General features: G+C 59.2%; 21 protein-coding genes. 14 read left to right on the top strand and 7 right to left on the bottom strand.

The genetic code is table 11. The annotated features are described in order from the left end of the window. Positions 1-5: 5 nt before the first annotated feature. Entirely contained in the window at positions 6-1121 is a 1116-nt protein-coding gene (locus IB248_RS19090) for a Gfo/Idh/MocA family oxidoreductase (protein WP_192241522.1), read from the bottom strand. 205 nt (positions 1122-1326) lie between these two features. Here IB248_RS19090 and IB248_RS19095 point away from each other — a divergent pair, with 205 nt between their 5' ends. The 5 genes from IB248_RS19095 to iolB all read left to right on the top strand — a co-directional run bounded on the left by IB248_RS19095 (position 1327) and on the right by iolB (position 7930). Then, positions 1327-2190 (top strand): MurR/RpiR family transcriptional regulator, encoded by an 864-nt coding sequence (locus IB248_RS19095; protein ID WP_018857444.1) that lies wholly within the window; start codon positions 1327-1329, stop codon positions 2188-2190. Between the two features lie 105 nt (positions 2191-2295). Next, the gene (gene iolC, locus IB248_RS19100) at positions 2296-4230 is read left to right on the top strand and encodes a 5-dehydro-2-deoxygluconokinase (protein WP_192241523.1); all 1935 of its coding nucleotides are present in this window, start codon (positions 2296-2298) and stop codon (positions 4228-4230) included. 23 nt (positions 4231-4253) lie between these two features. Continuing rightward, positions 4254-6104, top strand: coding sequence for a 3D-(3,5/4)-trihydroxycyclohexane-1,2-dione acylhydrolase (decyclizing) (iolD, locus tag IB248_RS19105; RefSeq protein WP_192241524.1), 1851 nt, complete (start codon positions 4254-4256; stop codon positions 6102-6104). A gap of 65 nt (positions 6105-6169) precedes the next feature. Beyond that, positions 6170-7087, top strand: a complete 918-nt coding sequence (gene iolE, locus IB248_RS19110) for a myo-inosose-2 dehydratase (protein ID WP_192241525.1) — start codon at positions 6170-6172, stop codon at positions 7085-7087. 45 nt (positions 7088-7132) lie between these two features. Further along, the gene (gene iolB / locus IB248_RS19115) at positions 7133-7930 is read left to right on the top strand and encodes a 5-deoxy-glucuronate isomerase (RefSeq protein ID WP_192241526.1); all 798 of its coding nucleotides are present in this window, start codon (positions 7133-7135) and stop codon (positions 7928-7930) included. Between the two features lie 99 nt (positions 7931-8029). Here iolB and IB248_RS19120 read toward each other — a convergent pair whose 3' ends face one another. Beyond that, complete coding sequence (locus IB248_RS19120; protein WP_192241546.1) at positions 8030-8470, bottom strand: glyoxalase superfamily protein; 441 nt, start codon at positions 8468-8470, stop codon at positions 8030-8032. Positions 8471-8475: 5 nt separating this feature from the next. Then, the gene (locus IB248_RS19125; protein WP_192241527.1) at positions 8476-8664 is read right to left on the bottom strand and encodes a hypothetical protein; all 189 of its coding nucleotides are present in this window, start codon (positions 8662-8664) and stop codon (positions 8476-8478) included. A 146-nt stretch (positions 8665-8810) separates the two neighbouring features. Between IB248_RS19125 and IB248_RS19130 the strand changes: the two genes are divergently transcribed. Further along, positions 8811-9137 (top strand): hypothetical protein, encoded by a 327-nt coding sequence (locus IB248_RS19130; protein WP_062374651.1) that lies wholly within the window; start codon positions 8811-8813, stop codon positions 9135-9137. 81 nt (positions 9138-9218) lie between these two features. Here the strand turns inward: IB248_RS19130 and IB248_RS19135 are convergent, their stop codons facing one another. Next, on the bottom strand, positions 9219-9665 hold the full coding sequence (locus IB248_RS19135) for a host attachment family protein (protein WP_018857452.1): 447 nt from the start codon (positions 9663-9665) through the stop codon (positions 9219-9221). Positions 9666-9941: 276 nt separating this feature from the next. Here IB248_RS19135 and IB248_RS19140 point away from each other — a divergent pair, with 276 nt between their 5' ends. Both IB248_RS19140 and IB248_RS19145 read left to right on the top strand, forming a co-directional pair. Next, a complete protein-coding gene (locus IB248_RS19140) occupies positions 9942-10337 on the top strand; it encodes a PilZ domain-containing protein (RefSeq protein WP_192241528.1) in 396 nt (131 codons plus the stop codon). A 94-nt stretch (positions 10338-10431) separates the two neighbouring features. Then, entirely contained in the window at positions 10432-11544 is a 1113-nt protein-coding gene (locus tag IB248_RS19145) for a pyridoxal phosphate-dependent aminotransferase (RefSeq protein WP_113471051.1), read from the top strand. Positions 11545-11677: 133 nt separating this feature from the next. On the opposite strand, the gene IB248_RS19150 is transcribed toward IB248_RS19145, so the two are convergent. Continuing rightward, positions 11678-11944, bottom strand: coding sequence for a sel1 repeat family protein (locus IB248_RS19150; RefSeq protein WP_018857454.1), 267 nt, complete (start codon positions 11942-11944; stop codon positions 11678-11680). A 438-nt stretch (positions 11945-12382) separates the two neighbouring features. Here IB248_RS19150 and IB248_RS19155 point away from each other — a divergent pair, with 438 nt between their 5' ends. Next, entirely contained in the window at positions 12383-12721 is a 339-nt protein-coding gene (locus IB248_RS19155) for a DUF2147 domain-containing protein (protein ID WP_018116338.1), read from the top strand. A gap of 74 nt (positions 12722-12795) precedes the next feature. Here the strand turns inward: IB248_RS19155 and IB248_RS19160 are convergent, their stop codons facing one another. After that, the gene (locus IB248_RS19160) at positions 12796-13494 is read right to left on the bottom strand and encodes a glutathione S-transferase N-terminal domain-containing protein (protein WP_192241529.1); all 699 of its coding nucleotides are present in this window, start codon (positions 13492-13494) and stop codon (positions 12796-12798) included. Between the two features lie 152 nt (positions 13495-13646). Between IB248_RS19160 and IB248_RS19165 the strand changes: the two genes are divergently transcribed. Further along, on the top strand, positions 13647-13823 hold the full coding sequence (locus IB248_RS19165; RefSeq protein ID WP_018116339.1) for a hypothetical protein: 177 nt from the start codon (positions 13647-13649) through the stop codon (positions 13821-13823). Between the two features lie 93 nt (positions 13824-13916). Next, a complete protein-coding gene (locus tag IB248_RS19170; protein WP_192241530.1) occupies positions 13917-15413 on the top strand; it encodes an AMP nucleosidase in 1497 nt (498 codons plus the stop codon). A 10-nt stretch (positions 15414-15423) separates the two neighbouring features. On the opposite strand, the gene IB248_RS19175 is transcribed toward IB248_RS19170, so the two are convergent. Then, entirely contained in the window at positions 15424-15648 is a 225-nt protein-coding gene (locus tag IB248_RS19175; protein WP_018116253.1) for a hypothetical protein, read from the bottom strand. 147 nt (positions 15649-15795) lie between these two features. Here IB248_RS19175 and IB248_RS19180 point away from each other — a divergent pair, with 147 nt between their 5' ends. The 3 genes from IB248_RS19180 to IB248_RS19190 are packed head-to-tail and all read left to right on the top strand — an operon-like array spanning position 15796 to position 16889. Continuing rightward, the gene (locus tag IB248_RS19180) at positions 15796-16155 is read left to right on the top strand and encodes a YciI family protein (RefSeq protein ID WP_192241531.1); all 360 of its coding nucleotides are present in this window, start codon (positions 15796-15798) and stop codon (positions 16153-16155) included. A 10-nt stretch (positions 16156-16165) separates the two neighbouring features. Next, positions 16166-16525, top strand: a complete 360-nt coding sequence (locus IB248_RS19185) for a YciI family protein (protein WP_018857459.1) — start codon at positions 16166-16168, stop codon at positions 16523-16525. A gap of 4 nt (positions 16526-16529) precedes the next feature. Beyond that, positions 16530-16889 (top strand): YciI family protein, encoded by a 360-nt coding sequence (locus IB248_RS19190; protein WP_018116256.1) that lies wholly within the window; start codon positions 16530-16532, stop codon positions 16887-16889. Positions 16890-16891: the final 2 nt, after the last annotated feature.

Raw genomic sequence — 16891 nt, forward strand, 5'->3', positions numbered from 1 at the left:
AGACCTCAATCGATCTCGATCCAGCGGCGCTCGTGGAATGACTGTGCCATGGCGTGAACGGACTTCTCTATCCTAAGACCGTCTTCGAATGTCACGATCGACGACGGCTCACCGGAAATTGCGCGGATCAGTTCGCGGCATTCGATGATTTTCAGATCGTTGAAGCCGAGCCCGTGGCCAGGCGCCGGGATGAAGCGATCGTAGGGCAGATGCGCCGGGCCGGCGAGTATCTTGCGGAAGCCCTGCTCCGAGCCGCGCCCTTCGGCCTGATAGAGTTCGAATTCGTTCATGCGCTCTTGATCGTAAGTAATGGCGCCATTCGAGCCGAAGATCTGCAGCGCGATTCGCCCTTTCCGCCCCCAAGCGGCGCGGTTTGCCATCAGCACCGCAGAGATCCCACCGCCAAGTCGCATCAGGACATTGGCCGCATCGTGATTCTCGACATCGCGGCGACCGCCTTCCTTCAACGGCCGGCTGGCGTAGGGCTTTACCATGTCGGTGCTGACAGCCTCAACGTGACCGAACAGATACCAGAGCAGCGACAGCGGGTGCACGGCGAAATCATCAAGCGCGCCGTAGCCGGCGGAAAGCTCGCTCTTCCAATAGAAGAAGACATCGGGATCGGCCATGAAGTCCTCGTCCATCTCGACGCGGATGTGATTGACCGCACCGATCGCCCCCTCCTCGATCAGTGCCTTGATATGCCGCATGACGGGGTTCTGGATATAATTGTAGCCGAGAACGGCGATCTTGCCCGAGGCCTTTGCCGTCTTCAGCATGCGTTCGGCATCGGCATAAGCCGGTGCCATCGGCTTTTCGCACCAGACGTGCTTCCCCGCTTCGAGCGCGGCAATCGCCATCTCGGCGTGGAACTGGTTCGGCGTGGTGACGGAAACGACATCAACTTCGGGATCGGCGATCAGCCTGCGCCAATCGGCGGTTGCCTTTTCGAAGCCGAACTCGGAGGCGCGCTTCTCGGCAAGCTCGGCATTGGCTTCGGCCAGATGGACCAGGCGCGGGCGTTCGACGTCGCCGAATACGGTCTTGACCGCATTCCATGCGAGTGCGTGGCACTTGCCCATATAGCCAGTGCCGATCAGGCCGATTCCCAGTGCTTTCATTGTATCTCCTCCAGATGTCGGGCGGATTTTTGGAATATTTAGATCATTTTGACAAGCGGCCTTTCTCGCGCACTTTTGCCGCCCCGGCTCCAAAAACTGTTCAAAACACTTGGATTTCAATAGAATAAAAACAATTGGGCTCCCGAATGAAAATCATCTATGCTCATAAATATGGAATGTTTATTTCGTTCAATGGACAGCGTGGATGGACAGTGACAGCAAAACGCCCGCCAGGGTTCCTCGCGACTTCGAGAGCCTGCGCAGCATCATCATCGAACGGAAAGCAAACATGCCGAAGCGGCTTGCGCAGGTCGCAGCTTTCGCACTCGGCAACCCGGACGAAATCGCCTTCGGCACGACGGCAAGCATCGCTGCGGCATCCGACGTGCAACCGTCGACCCTGGTGCGTCTGGCCCATCATCTTGGCTACGAGGGCTTTTCGGACCTGCAGAGCATCTTTCGCGAACGCCTGCGTGACCGAACGCTGACATATGAAGAGCGACTGGTGACGCTGGAGCAGGCAAGCGGCGAGGACGAGGACGCCAACCTGCTTTCCGGTTTCATTTCGGCTGCGAGCCAATCGGTCAACAGGCTGGCGGCTACCGTCCAGACGGATACCTTTACCAAGGCAGTCGATATCCTCGCGGCTGCCGAGACGATTTACCTGATCGCCAAACGACGCTCCTATCCGCTGACGGCGCATATGACCTACGCCTTCTCGAAGCTGAACATTCGGCACCAGATCGTCGCATCACCAAATGGCGTCGATCCGGAAATGGTGCAGTTCGCGACGGGGAAGGATGCAGCAATCGCAGCGAGCTTCTCTCCCTATGCCGCCGACAGCCTCAGCCAGGCGGAAGCGTTGGCGGATCGTGGCGTGCCTGTCGTTGCCATCACCGATTCGGCCTTTTCGCCCCTCGCCGCCCGCGCCACCTGCTGGTTCGAGGTGGCGGAGGCAGACTTTGCCGGCTTCCGCTCGCTTTCTGCTTCGATGGCCCTGACAATGGCAATTCCGGTGGCGATCGCCGAGCGGCGGCGCAAGCGAGCCCACGCAAAATCGACTAAATGAAAAATGGAACAAACATTCCGAATTGACAAAAATACGGAACCGATGTTTCATTGCTCGCAATCAGCAGGCGTCAAGCCGTAGCCAAAAATCTAGCGGGAGGACATCATGGCACAACCGAACCCGGGCTCGCAGCCAGAACCGTCGCTTGACGTGATCACGATCGGGCGTTCCTCGGTCGACCTCTATGGGCAACAGATCGGCTCGCGCCTTGAGGATATCGGTTCTTTTGCCAAGTCTGTCGGCGGTTGCCCTGCGAACATCGCCATCGGGACAGCCCGTCTCGGGCTCAAGTCGGGCCTGATCACCCGCGTCGGCGACGAGCAGATGGGCCGGTTCATCATTGAGCAATCTGCGCGCGAAGGGGTCGAGACGAAAGGCATCAAGACCGACAAGGAGCGCCTGACGGCGCTGGTGCTCCTCGCCGTCGAAGCCGAAGGCGTATCGCCGATGATCTTCTATCGCGCGGACTGTGCCGACATGGCGCTCGATGAAGGTGATATCGACGATAGCTTCATCAAGTCGTCGCGCGCCGTGCTGGTGTCGGGCACGCATTTTTCCCGGCCGAACACGGAAGCCGCACAGCGCAAGGCCATCCGCATCGCCAAGGCCAATGGCCGAAAGGTAATCTTCGACATCGATTATCGGCCGAATCTCTGGGGCCTCGCAGGCCATGCCGAGGGCTTTGAGCGCTATGTGAAGTCGGACCGTGTCTCCTCCAAGATGAAGGAAACGCTTCCAGACTGCGACCTGATTGTCGGAACGGAAGAGGAAATCCTGATTGCGTCAGGCGCCGACGACGTCCTTGGCGCACTCAAGGAAATTCGCCGCCTGTCGCCGGCAACGATCGTTCTCAAGCGCGGTGCGATGGGTTGCATCGTCTATGACGGTCCGATCAGCGACAATCTGGAAGACGGCATCGTCGGCGAAGGCTTCCCCATCGAGGTGTTCAACGTGCTCGGCGCCGGCGACGCCTTCATGTCAGGCCTGCTGCGCGGCTGGCTGAAGAACGAGCCGCTGAAGACCTGCGCCACCTGGGCCAACGCCTGCGGCGCCTTCGCCGTCTCCCGCCTGCTCTGCTCGCCGGAATATCCGACCTGGGCGGAGCTCGACTACTTTCTGAAGCACGGCAGCAAGCATCGCGCGCTGCGCAAGGACGAAGCGATCAATCACATTCACTGGGCCTCGACGCGCAAGGGCGACATTCCGCTTCTCATGGCGCTTGCCATCGACCACCGGTCGCAGCTCACCAGCGTGTGCGACGAACTCGGCGTAGATTACAAGAAGATCGTCGCCTTCAAGCGCCTTGCGGTAGAAGCCGCCGCCCGTGTCGCGGATGGCCGCAACGGTTACGGCATGCTGATCGACGAGCGCTTCGGACGCGACGCCTTCTTCGATGCGGCAACCAAGAACTTCGCATGGATCGGTCGCCCGGTGGAATTGCCGGGTTCCAAACCGCTTCGCTTCGAGTTCAGCCAGGACATCGGCTCGCAGCTTGCGGAATGGCCTCTCGATCATTGCATCAAGTGCCTGTGCTTCTACCATCCGGACGATCCGGCAGCCCTGAAGACCGAGCAGCAGGAAAAGCTGCGGACGCTCTTTGAAGCCGCCCGCAAGGTTGGCCGCGAATTGCTCGTCGAAATCATCGCAAGCAAGAACGGACCGCTGACCGATGATACGATCTCGACGGCGCTGGAAGAACTCTATGCGCTCGGCATCAAACCGGATTGGTGGAAGCTCGAGCCTCAAGCTTCGACGGCCGCCTGGAAGAAAATCGATGCCGTGATCGCCAAGAACGACCCCTGGTGCCGCGGCATCGTGTTGCTCGGCCTTGAAGCGCCGGCCAACGAGCTGGTGAAAGGCTTCGAGGCGACGCTGGCAGCTCCTTCCGTGAAGGGATTCGCCGTCGGCCGCACGATTTTTGCCGAGGCAGCCCGCGGCTGGCTTTCCGGCAAGTTGAATGATGAAGAAGCGATCGCAGATATGGCCGGACGCTTCCGCCAATTGACCGAGGCCTGGTTGAAAACCCGCGGCCTACATTAATTAGAGCATTTGGGAGGTGCCCCATGGGCAAGACTGTACGATTGACGATGGCGCAGGCCGTTGCGCATTTTCTCAAGAAGCAGATGACAGTAGTCGACGGGAAGAAGGTGCCGATCTTCGGCGGCGTCTGGGCGATCTTCGGGCACGGCAACGTCGCCGGCATCGGCGAGGCCCTATACCAAGTGCGTGGCGAATTGCCGACCTATCGCGCCCATAACGAACAGGGCATGGCCCATGCGGCGATTGCCTATGCCAAGGCGAATTTCCGCCAACGCTTCATGGCCTGCACGACCTCGATCGGCCCCGGTGCACTCAACATGGTGACGGCCGCCGGTGTCGCCCACGTCAACCGCATTCCGGTTCTCTTCCTGCCGGGCGACGTCTTTGCCAACCGTGCACCGGATCCGGTGCTGCAGCAGATCGAGGATTTTGGCGACGGCACCGTTTCAGCCAACGACGCTTTCCGCCCGGTCTCCCGCTATTTCGATCGCATCACGCGCCCCGAGCAGATCATCTCGGCGCTGAAGCGTGCCATGCAGGTGCTGACTGATCCGCTCGATTGCGGCCCAGTTACGCTGTCGCTGTGTCAGGACGTGCAGGCGGAAGCCTTCGATTATCCCGAAAGCTTCTTCCAGGAGCGCGTCTGGACCATGCGCCGTCCGCGCCCGGATGCCGATGAGTTGGCGAACGCTATCGCTCTCATCAAGAAATCCGAAAAGCCGGTCATCATCGCGGGCGGTGGCGTGCTTTACTCCCAAGCAACCAAGGAACTGACGGCATTTGCGGAGGAACACCGGATCCCCGTCGTGGTCACGCAGGCCGGAAAGTCGGCGATCGACGAGCGGCACCCGCTGGCGCTTGGCTCGGTCGGTGTCACAGGGACATCGGCGGCCAATGCGATTGCAACGGAAACAGATCTGATCATCGCTGTCGGCACTCGCTGCCAGGATTTCACGACCGGCTCCTGGGCACTGTTTCAGAACGAGAAGCTGAAAATTCTCGGCGTGAACATTGCCGCCTACGATGCCGCAAAGCACGACGGCCAGACATTGGTGGCCGATGCGCGCGAAGGTCTGAAGGCGGTCTCGAGCGGGCTTACCGGCTGGAAAGCACCGACCGTGCTGGCGGAAAAGGCCGAACGGGAAAAGAAGGTCTGGGTGGAGGCGGCCGCCAAGGCGATGGCGAGCACCAATGCCGCCCTGCCCTCCGACGCCCAAGTGATCGGCGCCGTTACGCGCACGATCAACCTCGAAAAGGCAATCGGCCTTTGCGCCGCCGGCGGTCTGCCGGGCGAGATGCATAAGCTCTGGCCTGCGACGGCACCCGGCAGCTACCACATGGAATACGGCTTCTCCTGCATGGGCTACGAGATCGCCGGCGGCCTTGGCGCCAAGATGGCGCAGCCCGAGAAGGAAGTCTTCGTCCTCGTCGGCGACGGCTCCTACATGATGCTGAATTCCGAGCTCGCGACGTCGGTCATGCTCGGCCTGAAGCTCAACATCGTCGTGCTCGACAACCGTGGCTACGGCTGCATCAACCGGCTGCAGATGGCGACCGGTGGCGCGAACTTCAACAACCTGCTGAGGGACGCGCACTACGAGGTGATGCCCGAGATCGACTTCCGGGCGCATGCCGAGAGTATGGGCGCCGTCGCGGTGAAAGTCGCATCGATCGCCGAGCTCGAGAAGGCGATCGCGGACGCAAAAAAGAACGACCGTACGTCGGTTTTCGTCATCGACACCGATCCGCTGATCACGACGGAAGCTGGGGGCTATTGGTGGGACGTTGCTGTCCCTGAAGTCAGCCCGCGTGAACAGGTCAACAAGGCGCATGCGGCTTACGTCAAGGCGCGCGCCGACCAGCGTATCGCCTAACCGGCTGGTTTAATTTTCGGAAGAGCGGTCCCGCTCTTCCAGCAATGCCTTTGAGGAGACTATTGATGAAGGCCAAACTTGGCATGTCGCCGATCGCCTGGTGGAACGACGATCTTCCTGAGCTCAGCGACGACGTATCCCTGGAAGAATGCCTGCGCCAGTCGCGCAGCGCCGGCTTCACCGGCATGGAACAGGGCCGCCGCTTTCCGAACAATCCGGCCGAGATGCTGCCGATCCTGCGCGCCGCCGACGTGACGCTCTGCGGCGGCTGGTTCTCCGGCACGCTTGTCGACAAGGACCTTTCCGCCAACAAGGAGCGCATTGCGCCGATGATCGAGCTGTTCAAAGCCGTCAACGCGCCTTGCATCGTCTATGGCGAGGTTGGCCGTTCAATTCAGGGGGACCGCTCCAAGCCGCTTGCCACCAAGCCGCGCCTCTCCGACGACGAGATGAAGGCTTATGCCCGCAAGGTCACGCAGTTTGGCGAATGGTGCGCCGAGCAGGGCATGCCGCTTTCCTATCACCACCACATGGCGGCCGTCGTCGAGACCGAGCCGGAGCTCGATGCCTTCATGCGCAATTCGGGCGAAGGCATTCCCCTTCTGCTCGACGCCGGGCACCTGGCTTTCGCCGGCGGCGACGTCTTGCGCGCCATCGATAACCACCACGCCCGCATCAACCACGTCCACGTCAAGGACATCCGCAAAGCCGTTGTCGACGGGCTCGACCGCAGCAAGCAGTCATTCCTCGATGCGGTAGCGCTCGGCGCCTTCACGGTACCCGGCGATGGCTCGCTTGATTTCGGCGCCATTGTCAAGCGGTTCGCCGGTTACGGGTATGAGGGATGGTTCGTCGTCGAGGCAGAACAGGATCCGCGCAAGGCGCCGCCGCAGAAGATGGCGGAGATCGGTCACGCCGAACTGATGCGGGTGATGACGGCCGCTGGCTACACGGTGGAAACCGAAGGATTTCCGAAGGGATAACACGCCCGTTGAAGCGCATTGATGTGGAATGAAGGACAAACGTTCATGCCGAACCTTCTCGTAAAGCCCAAGGGTGACAGAGGTCGCGTCACCCACGTCACGCCCGACACCGCCGGCTGGACTTATGTCGGCTTCGACATTCATCGGCTGAAGCCGGGTGAGACCGTCTCCGGCGCCGCAAGCGACCGTGAAGTTTGCCTCGTCTGGGTGGCCGGCAAAGGCAAGGCGACCGCCGCTGGAGAGGATTTCGGTTCGGTCGGCGGGCGCATGAGCCCATTCGAGGGTGCGCCGCACTCGCTCTATGTTCCGGCTGGCACAAGCTGGTCGGTGACCGCGGAAACCGATCTCGAACTTGCCGTCTGCTCGGCGCCTGGCGGCGGCGATTACAAGGCGAAGCTCATCCCGCCCGGCGTGCACCCGCAATTCCAGCGCGGCAAGGGCTCGAATGTTCGCCTCGTGACCAACATCATGCCCGAGGACGACAACTCCGCTCATTCGCTGCTGGTTGTCGAGGTCATCACGCCGAACGGCAATACATCCTCCTACCCTTCTCACAAGCATGATCAGGACAATCTGCCGAACGAGAGCCTGCTGGAGGAGACCTATTACCACCGCATGAACCCGCCGCAGGGCTTCGCCTTCCAACGCGTCTATACCGATGATCGGTCGCTCGATGAGGCGATGGCGGTGGAGAATGGCGACGTGACGCTGGTGCCGAAGGGTTACCACCCGTGCGCCACCGTCCACGGCTATGATCTCTACTATCTTAACGTCATGGCCGGCCCGAAGCGGGTATGGAAGTTCCACAACCAGCCAGAGCACGAATGGCTGCTGAAGGCGTAGGCGAAATCACGATCGGCAAATAGCCTGACAGCGCGGCAGCGTGTTGATGGTCCAATCCTCCATCAACTGCCGCCAACACTGCGCACACTAAGTGGCCACTTAAATCTCGAGCACGAGATGTGGGACGCCGTTCGAGGTCTTGCGCGGAGATACGCCATTGCTGTCGACCTGCGCGTTGATGCGCTGCCGGAAGGCGGAGAAGCTCTCGAAGGTCACGACATCCACCGGTTCGTCGAAGTGGATGGTGATCTTGTGGAGCCCGCCGCCCGGTTGAGCGGCAAGCGCCAGGACCTTGCCGGTGAACGGCTGGTTCAAATAGCGGCCGCGCACCAGGGAGCCTACGGAGATGGCGGCGATTGGTTCCTCGTTCGGCCGGGTGGCGAGTGCGGAGAGCGTGTTCCAATCACGCACGCCATACTGCCGGGCAATGAGTTCCAGCGCGGCACTATGAGAGATCGCGGTGCCGCGCGCTTCCATGGCCTGGCGGAGGCGCTTGGCTTGCGATTTCAATTCTTCGATTGTCGGATATGCGGTGGTCACGGAGTTCAGCCTTTCGGAAGGCATGCCATTTCGCCCTGTACAAGGGTGCTCGCATTGCCTGCAGTCAGCATGCACCAATTGGCTGCGACTGATCCTATCGAGTACTTCACCATGGACTTGTCGTCCGCGAGCGGCAGGCGCCTCGAGCCAAGTTCGATATGCTTGAACGGCGGCGAACTGTCAAGCGATGCCACGGAGGCCCATCCCTGTCTAATAACGAGCCATTTTGATCTCCACACAGGCATAAGCTTCGGATTGTAGGGAGATCATTCAGAAGTTGTCAGCAATCTTGCGCTAATCTCGAAGCGTACAACAAGCGGAGGCTACCATGGCCTTTCAGATGCACCTCGACACAGAGCAGCCCGAGCAGGCTTACCGGGAGTTTTCGCTCGACCGCCCCGGAAAGATCATCTTCGTTGGGCATCACCTCAGCACGGGAACGCAAGTCCGCTGCCTGATCCGCACGATCACGCTTGCCGGCGCGGTACTGGAGGTCAATCCGAGCCTCGAGGTCCCGAACCACTTCTTCCTCGAAATCCTCGGCATCCACGACGAGATCGGCTCGACGGTGGTCAAGCGCGAGGGCGACCTCGTGACGATCAGCTTCAACATGCTGATCAACCCGGAATTCCTGCATCACGTCTTAAGGCTGAATTTCGAATCTTAGCCTCGATGTATTGCTCTTGCATCTTGTCTGCGAAACCGCCGCTTCCCTGGTGGCGGTGCGCCGCGGCCGTAGGAGGTTGCGTCAAGAAGCTAGGTGCCGCTCTATTTGGTCGACCGGCAGATTAATGTAATCCTTCGGCACCTCAGCCGAAACTGCAGCCTGAACATCGGCCGATAGGTTGGCTCGCAGCGTACCGAGCGCCTTTGGCGGCGCAACCAAAATGATGCGACGCGCGTTTTTTTCACGCACCAGCACCTCCATCTTTGCGGCTACCAGCTTCAGGAACTCTGCCTCGGCCTGCTCGTGCCAGTCCGTCTGCTCAACGGCACTGGCACTCTGCCCATCGGCCGCGTGCGTTCGACCCGGTTTGTCTGCGCCTATTTCGCGGTCCGGTTCGTTGGGCTGGCTCAGGGTTTCTTCAACCTTGAGGTTCATCAATTCCGCATCGCCTGCGTTCCGCAGGATCAATGCCTTGGCACCATCGCAAACAACGACCCACGACTTCGACGGAACTCTGACATCAACCATTGTGATTTCCTCGCTTTGCAATTTTGAAGCGCTATGCGCCGCCGACAATTAGGCAAACGTGCAAATCGACAAAGAGTTCGATGACAATTCGCGACAACTACGGTCCGGCGATCCATTCGCTACTCGACGCGAGAAGATGTTCGCCCCAGCTGGCCGAGCGGGCGGAAATGGCCGCATCGCTAAAATTGTATTTTCCTCGTTCACAATTGTGCAAGGCATTCGTGTGAGGCTTCAATTGAAGAGAACCGGGATTACCTTGGTTCAGGGAAACGCGGAATGTCGATGCTTCGTGCCACACACCTTGCAACCGTGAAATCCGCGGTTTACGAGACGCGCTGGGAAAAATACAACGTAAGGCGCCCTGCCCGGATCGTTGCGGTTCGGCCCTGTCTTACCGGCATCTCCGTCCGGAGTGCGGAGATCGTCGATATCTCGCAGGGTGGCGCTACGTTTGTCGTGTCATCCACCGCGGGCCTGCCAAAGCACTACTACCTTAACATTCTCGGCCTTGCCTATCGGATCGGTTGTGCGGAAACCTATCGCAACAACGAACGTATCGGCGTCCGCTTCATCAATACGATCGAGCCCGACGTGCTGCGCCGCGTTTTGCGCGCCGACTTCATGATTGGCAACATGGAAGCGATCGAAGCCCGCGGAATCGTGCGGATGTAAATCGTGAAAACCGGGGAATAATGTTTCTTGCCTTGGCGGCAGCGGGGCCTATTGTCGGTCCGAATTTTCACAGCATCCAGGAAATTGCCCCAGCATGTCCGCCTTCTCGCGCTTCACGCCGCTTGCTAACGCCCTTCCCTCCACCGTTCCGTTCGTCGGCCCAGAAGCAATCGAGCGTCAGCGCGGCCTTCAGGTCAAGGCGCGTATCGGCGCCAACGAGAATGGCTTTGGCCCTGCCCCATCCGTACTCGCAGCCATGCGCGTCCAGGCTGGCGAGATATGGAAGTACAACGATCCTGAAAACTACGAGCTCAGGGAAGCACTTGCCAACCATCTGGGCGTCGGAATCGACTCCATCGCGATAGGGGGCGGCATCGACGAACTGCTCGGCCAGATCGTACGGCTCGTCATTGAGCCGGGCGCACCCGTCGTGACATCGCTCGGCGGCTATCCAACGTTCAATTTCCACGTTGCCGGCTTCGGCGGGCGGCTCGTGACCGTGCCCTATGCCAGCGATCGCGAAGATCTCGACGGCCTCCTCGCAGCCGTCAAACGCGAGAACGCGCCGCTGGTCTATTTCGCCAATCCGGACAATCCGATGGGAAGCTGGTGGGATGCCGACAGTGCCGTCGCCTTTGCCCGTGCGCTACCGGAAACCACGATGCTCATTCTCGACGAGGCCTACAGCGAAACCGGCCCGGTGGGATCGCTGCCCCCCATCAGCGCGCTGATCGACTTGCCGAATGTTGTGCGCACGCGCACCTTCTCGAAAGCCTATGGCCTGGCGGGCGCCAGGGTCGGCTATGTCATCTCGACATCAGGTACGGCGCGCGCATTCGACAAGATCCGCAATCATTTCGGCATGAATCGACTGGCCACGATCGCTGCACTGGCGGCACTCAAGGACCAAGCCTATCTCGCCGAGGTCGTGGCCAGCATCCACGGCGCGCGCGACCGGATCGCCGCCATCGCCAAGGCCAACAACCTCGTTCCGCTCGCCTCCGCCACAAATTTCGTTGCGATCGACGCCGGACGTGACGGCACCTATGCCCGTGCCATTGTCGATGGCCTGATGCAGCACGGCGTCTTCATTCGCATGCCCGGCGTTGCCCCGCTCAACCGCTGCATCCGCGTCAGCGTTGGACCGGAAGCTGACATGGCGCTTCTCGAGGAAGCCCTGCCGCAGGTACTCAAGACATTAGGTTAAACGCAAGGAACCGCGCCAGCCTTGTTCCTGCCGGTCGCGGTTGATGTCCTGGCATTGGCGCGTCCGAGCACCGCGCCAGCCCCCTTTTGAGGTTGTTATCGATCTTGCCCGCGCCTTTGCGGGCAAACGGTTCTCAGTGGATCGTCATCCATTCGCGGGCAGCGCGCAGCGCTTCCACGATCTGCATCTTGTCCATGCCTGCGGCAACGTCAGCCCGAAGCTCGGCGGCGCGGTCGTTGCCTTTGATCGCTGCGATGTTCAGCCACTTGTGAGCGGCGACCAGATCGACAGCGCAGCCGCGGCCGGTCGCATACATCAGACCCATTTCGCAGAAGATGTCGGCGTTGTTCTCGCCACCCATGGTGGCCATTTCAGCATTGTGCATTTCAAAACGTGCCATCGGTTTATCCCTGTTTTGCCTGTTATCGACTTGCCCTGTTTTACCTCCGGAGACCTGCCGTCTATCGCGGTTCTAAGTACCCTTCGGTTCGGCGGGTTTGCCCCGCTCGTTTGATGGATCCACTATGCCGATGCGCTTTCAAAAAACGCCTAAAATGCATGATTAATTTGAGACAAACAAAGTGCAAACGCTTGGTAAAATTGGATTTTTGTTAAACATCGGATTCCTTGCGGATTAAGGATTTTCGACACAATTTTACGGAATATTCAGATCTGAAAATCAACCTTCCGTTCACCACGAAATCAGCATCAAATGCCCAGAACGGAAGATTTCGCCGCTGTCGGTCTGCAAAAACGCTCGCCTGAAGCAGTGAAAAAAGCTCATTTACGTTTACGTTCGCGTCATATATTTTCGCGCCTGGACATTAGGGAGGAACGAATGATCCGAACACTTATTCTCTCTGGCGCATTGATGTTTGCCGCCGGGGCAGCTTCTGCTGACGAACCGATCGTCGGCAACTGGAAGACAGCTGCGGGCGATACGGCCCAGATTGCATCTTGCGGCGGCAGCTACTGCATCGTGCTGAAATCCGGCAAGTATGCCGGCAAGAAGATCGGCATTCTCGCAGGAAGCGGTGTTACCTATACCGGCCAGATCACCGATCCAGCCAACGACAAAACCTATAGCGGATCCGGCAATATTTTCGGAAATTCACTGAAGATGAAAGGCTGCGTCCTCAACGTGCTCTGCAAATCGCAGACCTGGACACGCCTGTAAGAAACGGCTTTCCAAAAGGAAGCGCCCGGAAAGCCGGGCAGCCCGGAAAGCCGGGCGCTTTTCTGCGTCAATTGTCAGCGGGCGCGCTGCTTGAAAAGGATCTTCTGCGCTTCCTTGTCATCGGCAAGATTGCTGCGTTCGCGCTCTTCCTTGCCGATTGCCGTGCCACGGACCACGGCCGGGCGCGCCATCATCGTCTCGAACCAGAGCTTGAGGTTGGGAAACTCGTTGAGGTCCTGTCCCTGCTTCTCGTATGGAACGACCCAGCCGATGCAAGCCATGTCGGTAATCGAGTAGTCCCCGGCGAGATATTCGCGCTCTGCCAACCGCTTGTTCATCACGCCGTATAAGCGGTTCACTTCATTGGTATAGCGGTTGATGCCGTATTCGATCTTCTCCGGTGCATAACCGCGGAAGTGATGCGCCTGTCCAGCCATGGGGCCCAAGCCACCCACCTGCCAAAAGAGCCATTCCTCGATCTGGACGCGTGTGCGCTCGTCCGTCGAATAGAACTTCCCGAACTTGCGACCGAGATATTGGAGGATGGCGCCGGACTCAAACACCGAGATCGGTTCGCCGCCGGAGCCATCCGGATCGACAATTGCCGGCATACGGTTGTTCGGGGCGATCTTCAGGAATTCCGACGTGAACTGCTCCCCCTTGCCGATATTGATATACTTGACCTCGTAGGGAACGCCGAGTTCCTCGAGCATGATGCTGATCTTCCAGCCGTTGGGGGTGGGCCAGTAATAAAGCTCAATCGGTGCCGTCATGAAAATCTCCTTTGCGGGACCAAAGAGATAAGCAGCAGCCGCGCTTCAAGCTGCCCGGCTTCCTGAACGCCTGATGAACCATGATCTCAGCACCGGTTCAGCCACAACGTGGCAAAACTGTCTCAACGCTAAGGCGATACCGGGGCAAAGGCATGGATATGCTCATTTTGGCAAGACGTTTCACCATCATCACGCTGTTTGCAGCAGTCTTCGCCGTCAGCTTTTCGGTTGCGGTCAACCGCAATGCCGGTGGCGGTGCGCAGTCACACTTCGGGGCCAACTATACGTGCTTCGACGCCAGCCGCCCGTTCTGCAGAACAAGCAACTGACTGGCTGCGGCGGCACATCGCTGCCCCCAAAAATCTCTGCAATCCCTTTAGACGCGTCGTTTGCTTGTTAGGAACAACACCCTATAATGCCGCATGAACAAACGAATCTCTTCCCCTCTCGACATTTCGTCTCCGTCACCTTTCGCGCCGCAAACCTTTGACGATCCCGTCGAGGCAGTCGACGCGCTGACAGAACTCTACGAACGCAACACCCATTTCCTGGTTGAGAGCTTCGCAACGCTAGCCAAGGGCGCGCCAATTACATCGCGCTATCGTGCCTTCTACCCACAAGTTAGCATCGAGACGACGAGTTACGGCCACATCGATACTCGTCTGTCCTACGGGCACGTTACCGCTCCCGGCATTTACACGACGACGATTACTCGGCCTCAGCTGTTTCGGCACTATCTGAAGCAGCAGCTTGGCCTGTTGATGAGAAATCATAACGTGCCGGTCGTCGTTTCAGAATCGACGACGCCTATTCCACTGCACTTTGCGTTCGGTGAGGGTGCCCATGTCGAGGCATCCGCCGCGGCGTTCATGGACATTCCGATGCGTGATCTGTTTGACACGCCGGACCTGAACACAACGGACGACGAGATTGCCAACGGCGAATACATTCCACCGCCAGGTGAACCTTCGCCGCTTGCCGCCTTTACGGCTCAGCGCATCGACTACTCGCTTGCCCGTCTTGCCCATTACACCGCGACCGGCGCGCAGCATTTTCAGAACTTCGTGCTGTTTACGAACTACCAATTCTACATCGACGAATTCTGCATCTGGGCACGCAAGCTGATGGCGGAAGGCGGAGATGGCTACACGGCCTTTGTCGAGCCGGGCAATATCATCACGCATGCCGCCTCCAATCAGCCCGAGACCGACGTTACGCTTTCGCGCCTCCCGCAGATGCCGGCCTACCATCTGAAAAAGAAAGGGCATGCCGGGATCACCATGATCAATATCGGCGTCGGCCCATCCAATGCCAAGACGATCACCGACCACGTGGCCGTCCTTCGCCCGCATGCCTGGCTGATGCTCGGCCACTGCGCCGGCCTGCGCAACAGCCAGCGCCTGGGTGATTATGTCCTTGCTCACGCGTACATGCGCGAAGACCACGTCCTTGACGACGATCTGCCTGTCTGGGTGCCGATCCCGGCACTGGCGGAAGTGCAGGTCGCCCTGGAGGGCGCCGTGGCAGAGATCACCGGCTACGAAGGCTTCGAGCTGAAGCGCATCATGCGCACCGGCACAGTCGGCACGATCGACAACAGGAACTGGGAGTTGCGCGACCAACGCGGCCCGGTCAAACGTCTGTCCCAGGCTCGTGCCATCGCGCTCGACATGGAATCGGCGACGATCGCCGCAAACGGCTTCCGCTTCCGCGTGCCCTACGGCACCCTGCTCTGCGTATCGGACAAGCCGTTGCATGGCGAATTGAAGCTGCCCGGCATGGCGACCGCCTTTTACAGGACGCAGGTCAACCAGCATCTGCAAATTGGTATCCGTGCGATCCAGAAACTCGCAGCCATGCCGCCGGAAGCACTGCATTCGCGCAAGCTCAGAAGCTTCTTCGAAACGGCCTTCCAATAGGCCGTTTCCCTTATTGGCGAGTGGCTGCGACCGCGCTAGTCGCAAGTTGGCGCTCATAGTGCTCGCCCGCGGCATCCAGCACCACAATCGTAACCGCAAAAAGGGCTGCGACGGCAACGAGGCGTGCGATTGTGGCCCGCATCATTGGCAGTTCCGTATCAGCCTGATAGGGTTGTTTGTTCTGTTGGCGACTTGCGCGGATGGCGTTCGCCAGCACGATCTCGAAAAAACCCATCGTCGTCACTCCATATTGTTGACGACACTTGGTCGAAGCCAGTGTGCTCGTTTCGACCCAAATTTCCGTAAAAAGATTTTTTCGCTTCCTGTCGAAATCACCCTAGGCTGAGCGTCCAATGATCGTGACAGCCAGGGAGAGCGAACGATGAAATATCTCTGCCAGGTCTGGTTCGAGCCGGCGACGCTTGAAGCCGTGACCGAGGAGGAAAAAAGGAACCTCGACAGAGCGTCCCTCGCTTACGACGATGATCTGATCGCCAGCGGGCACATGATCGCCGCGCAGGCGCTGCAATCGCCAAAGAATGCCGTGACCGTCCGCGTTCGAAATGATGAAATGTCAGTGACGGACGGCCCTTTTGCAGAAACAAAAGAACAACTCGGCGGCTTCATTCTTATCGACGCAAAAGATCTGAACGATGCCATTCGCGTTGCGGCCGGTATCCCGCTTGCAAGACTAGGGTCAATTGAAGTCCGGCCGATCTACGATATTCCGGTTTATAGTTGAGGGAGACGTCATGAAATATCTCTGCCAGGTCTGGTTCGACACCGAGAAGAGCAAGCTCGTCCCGCAGGAAGAGTGGGATGTGGTCACGCAGGAATGCATCGCAAGCGACGATCACTGGCATGACCGCGGCGTCCTGCAAGTCGCTCTTGCGCTGCACGAGCCCGAATCTGCAGTTACTCTTCGAGTGAGGCAGGGCGTCACGACGGCAACCGACGGTCCCTTCGCCGAAATCAAGGAACATCTTGGTGGTTTCGTATTGATCGACGCCGCCGACATGGAAGAAGCCGAGAGGATCGCCTCGACGTTCCCCATATTGAAATACGCTTCGATCGAGATACGGCCGGCCTATTCCATCAAAGACGGGAGATAATGCGATGCGCTATGTTTGCCTGATCTACAATTCGGCCGATGTCGACGGTCGTCAGGCCCCTGCAGAAACCGAAGCTGTCGTTCGCGCGCATTTCGGCTTCGACGAAGGGTTGCGCGAACGGGGCACGCTGATTCATGCCGATGCGCTCGAAACGCCCGATAAGGCTGTCGTCCTGCGGGTGCGCAACAACGAGCTTAGCATGACTGATGGCCCTTACGTCGAGACGAAGGAGCATCTGGCCGGCCTGTATGTTATCGATGCCTCCGATATGGATGAGGCAAAGGCAATCGCCGCTGGAATTCCATGTGCGCGAATTGGCGCTGTGGAAATCCGCCCGGTGCGGATCCTGACATTGCCGGAGTAGAC

This window comes from Rhizobium sp. RHZ01 (assembly GCF_014851595.1).
GTDB lineage: Bacteria > Pseudomonadota > Alphaproteobacteria > Rhizobiales > Rhizobiaceae > Rhizobium > Rhizobium altiplani.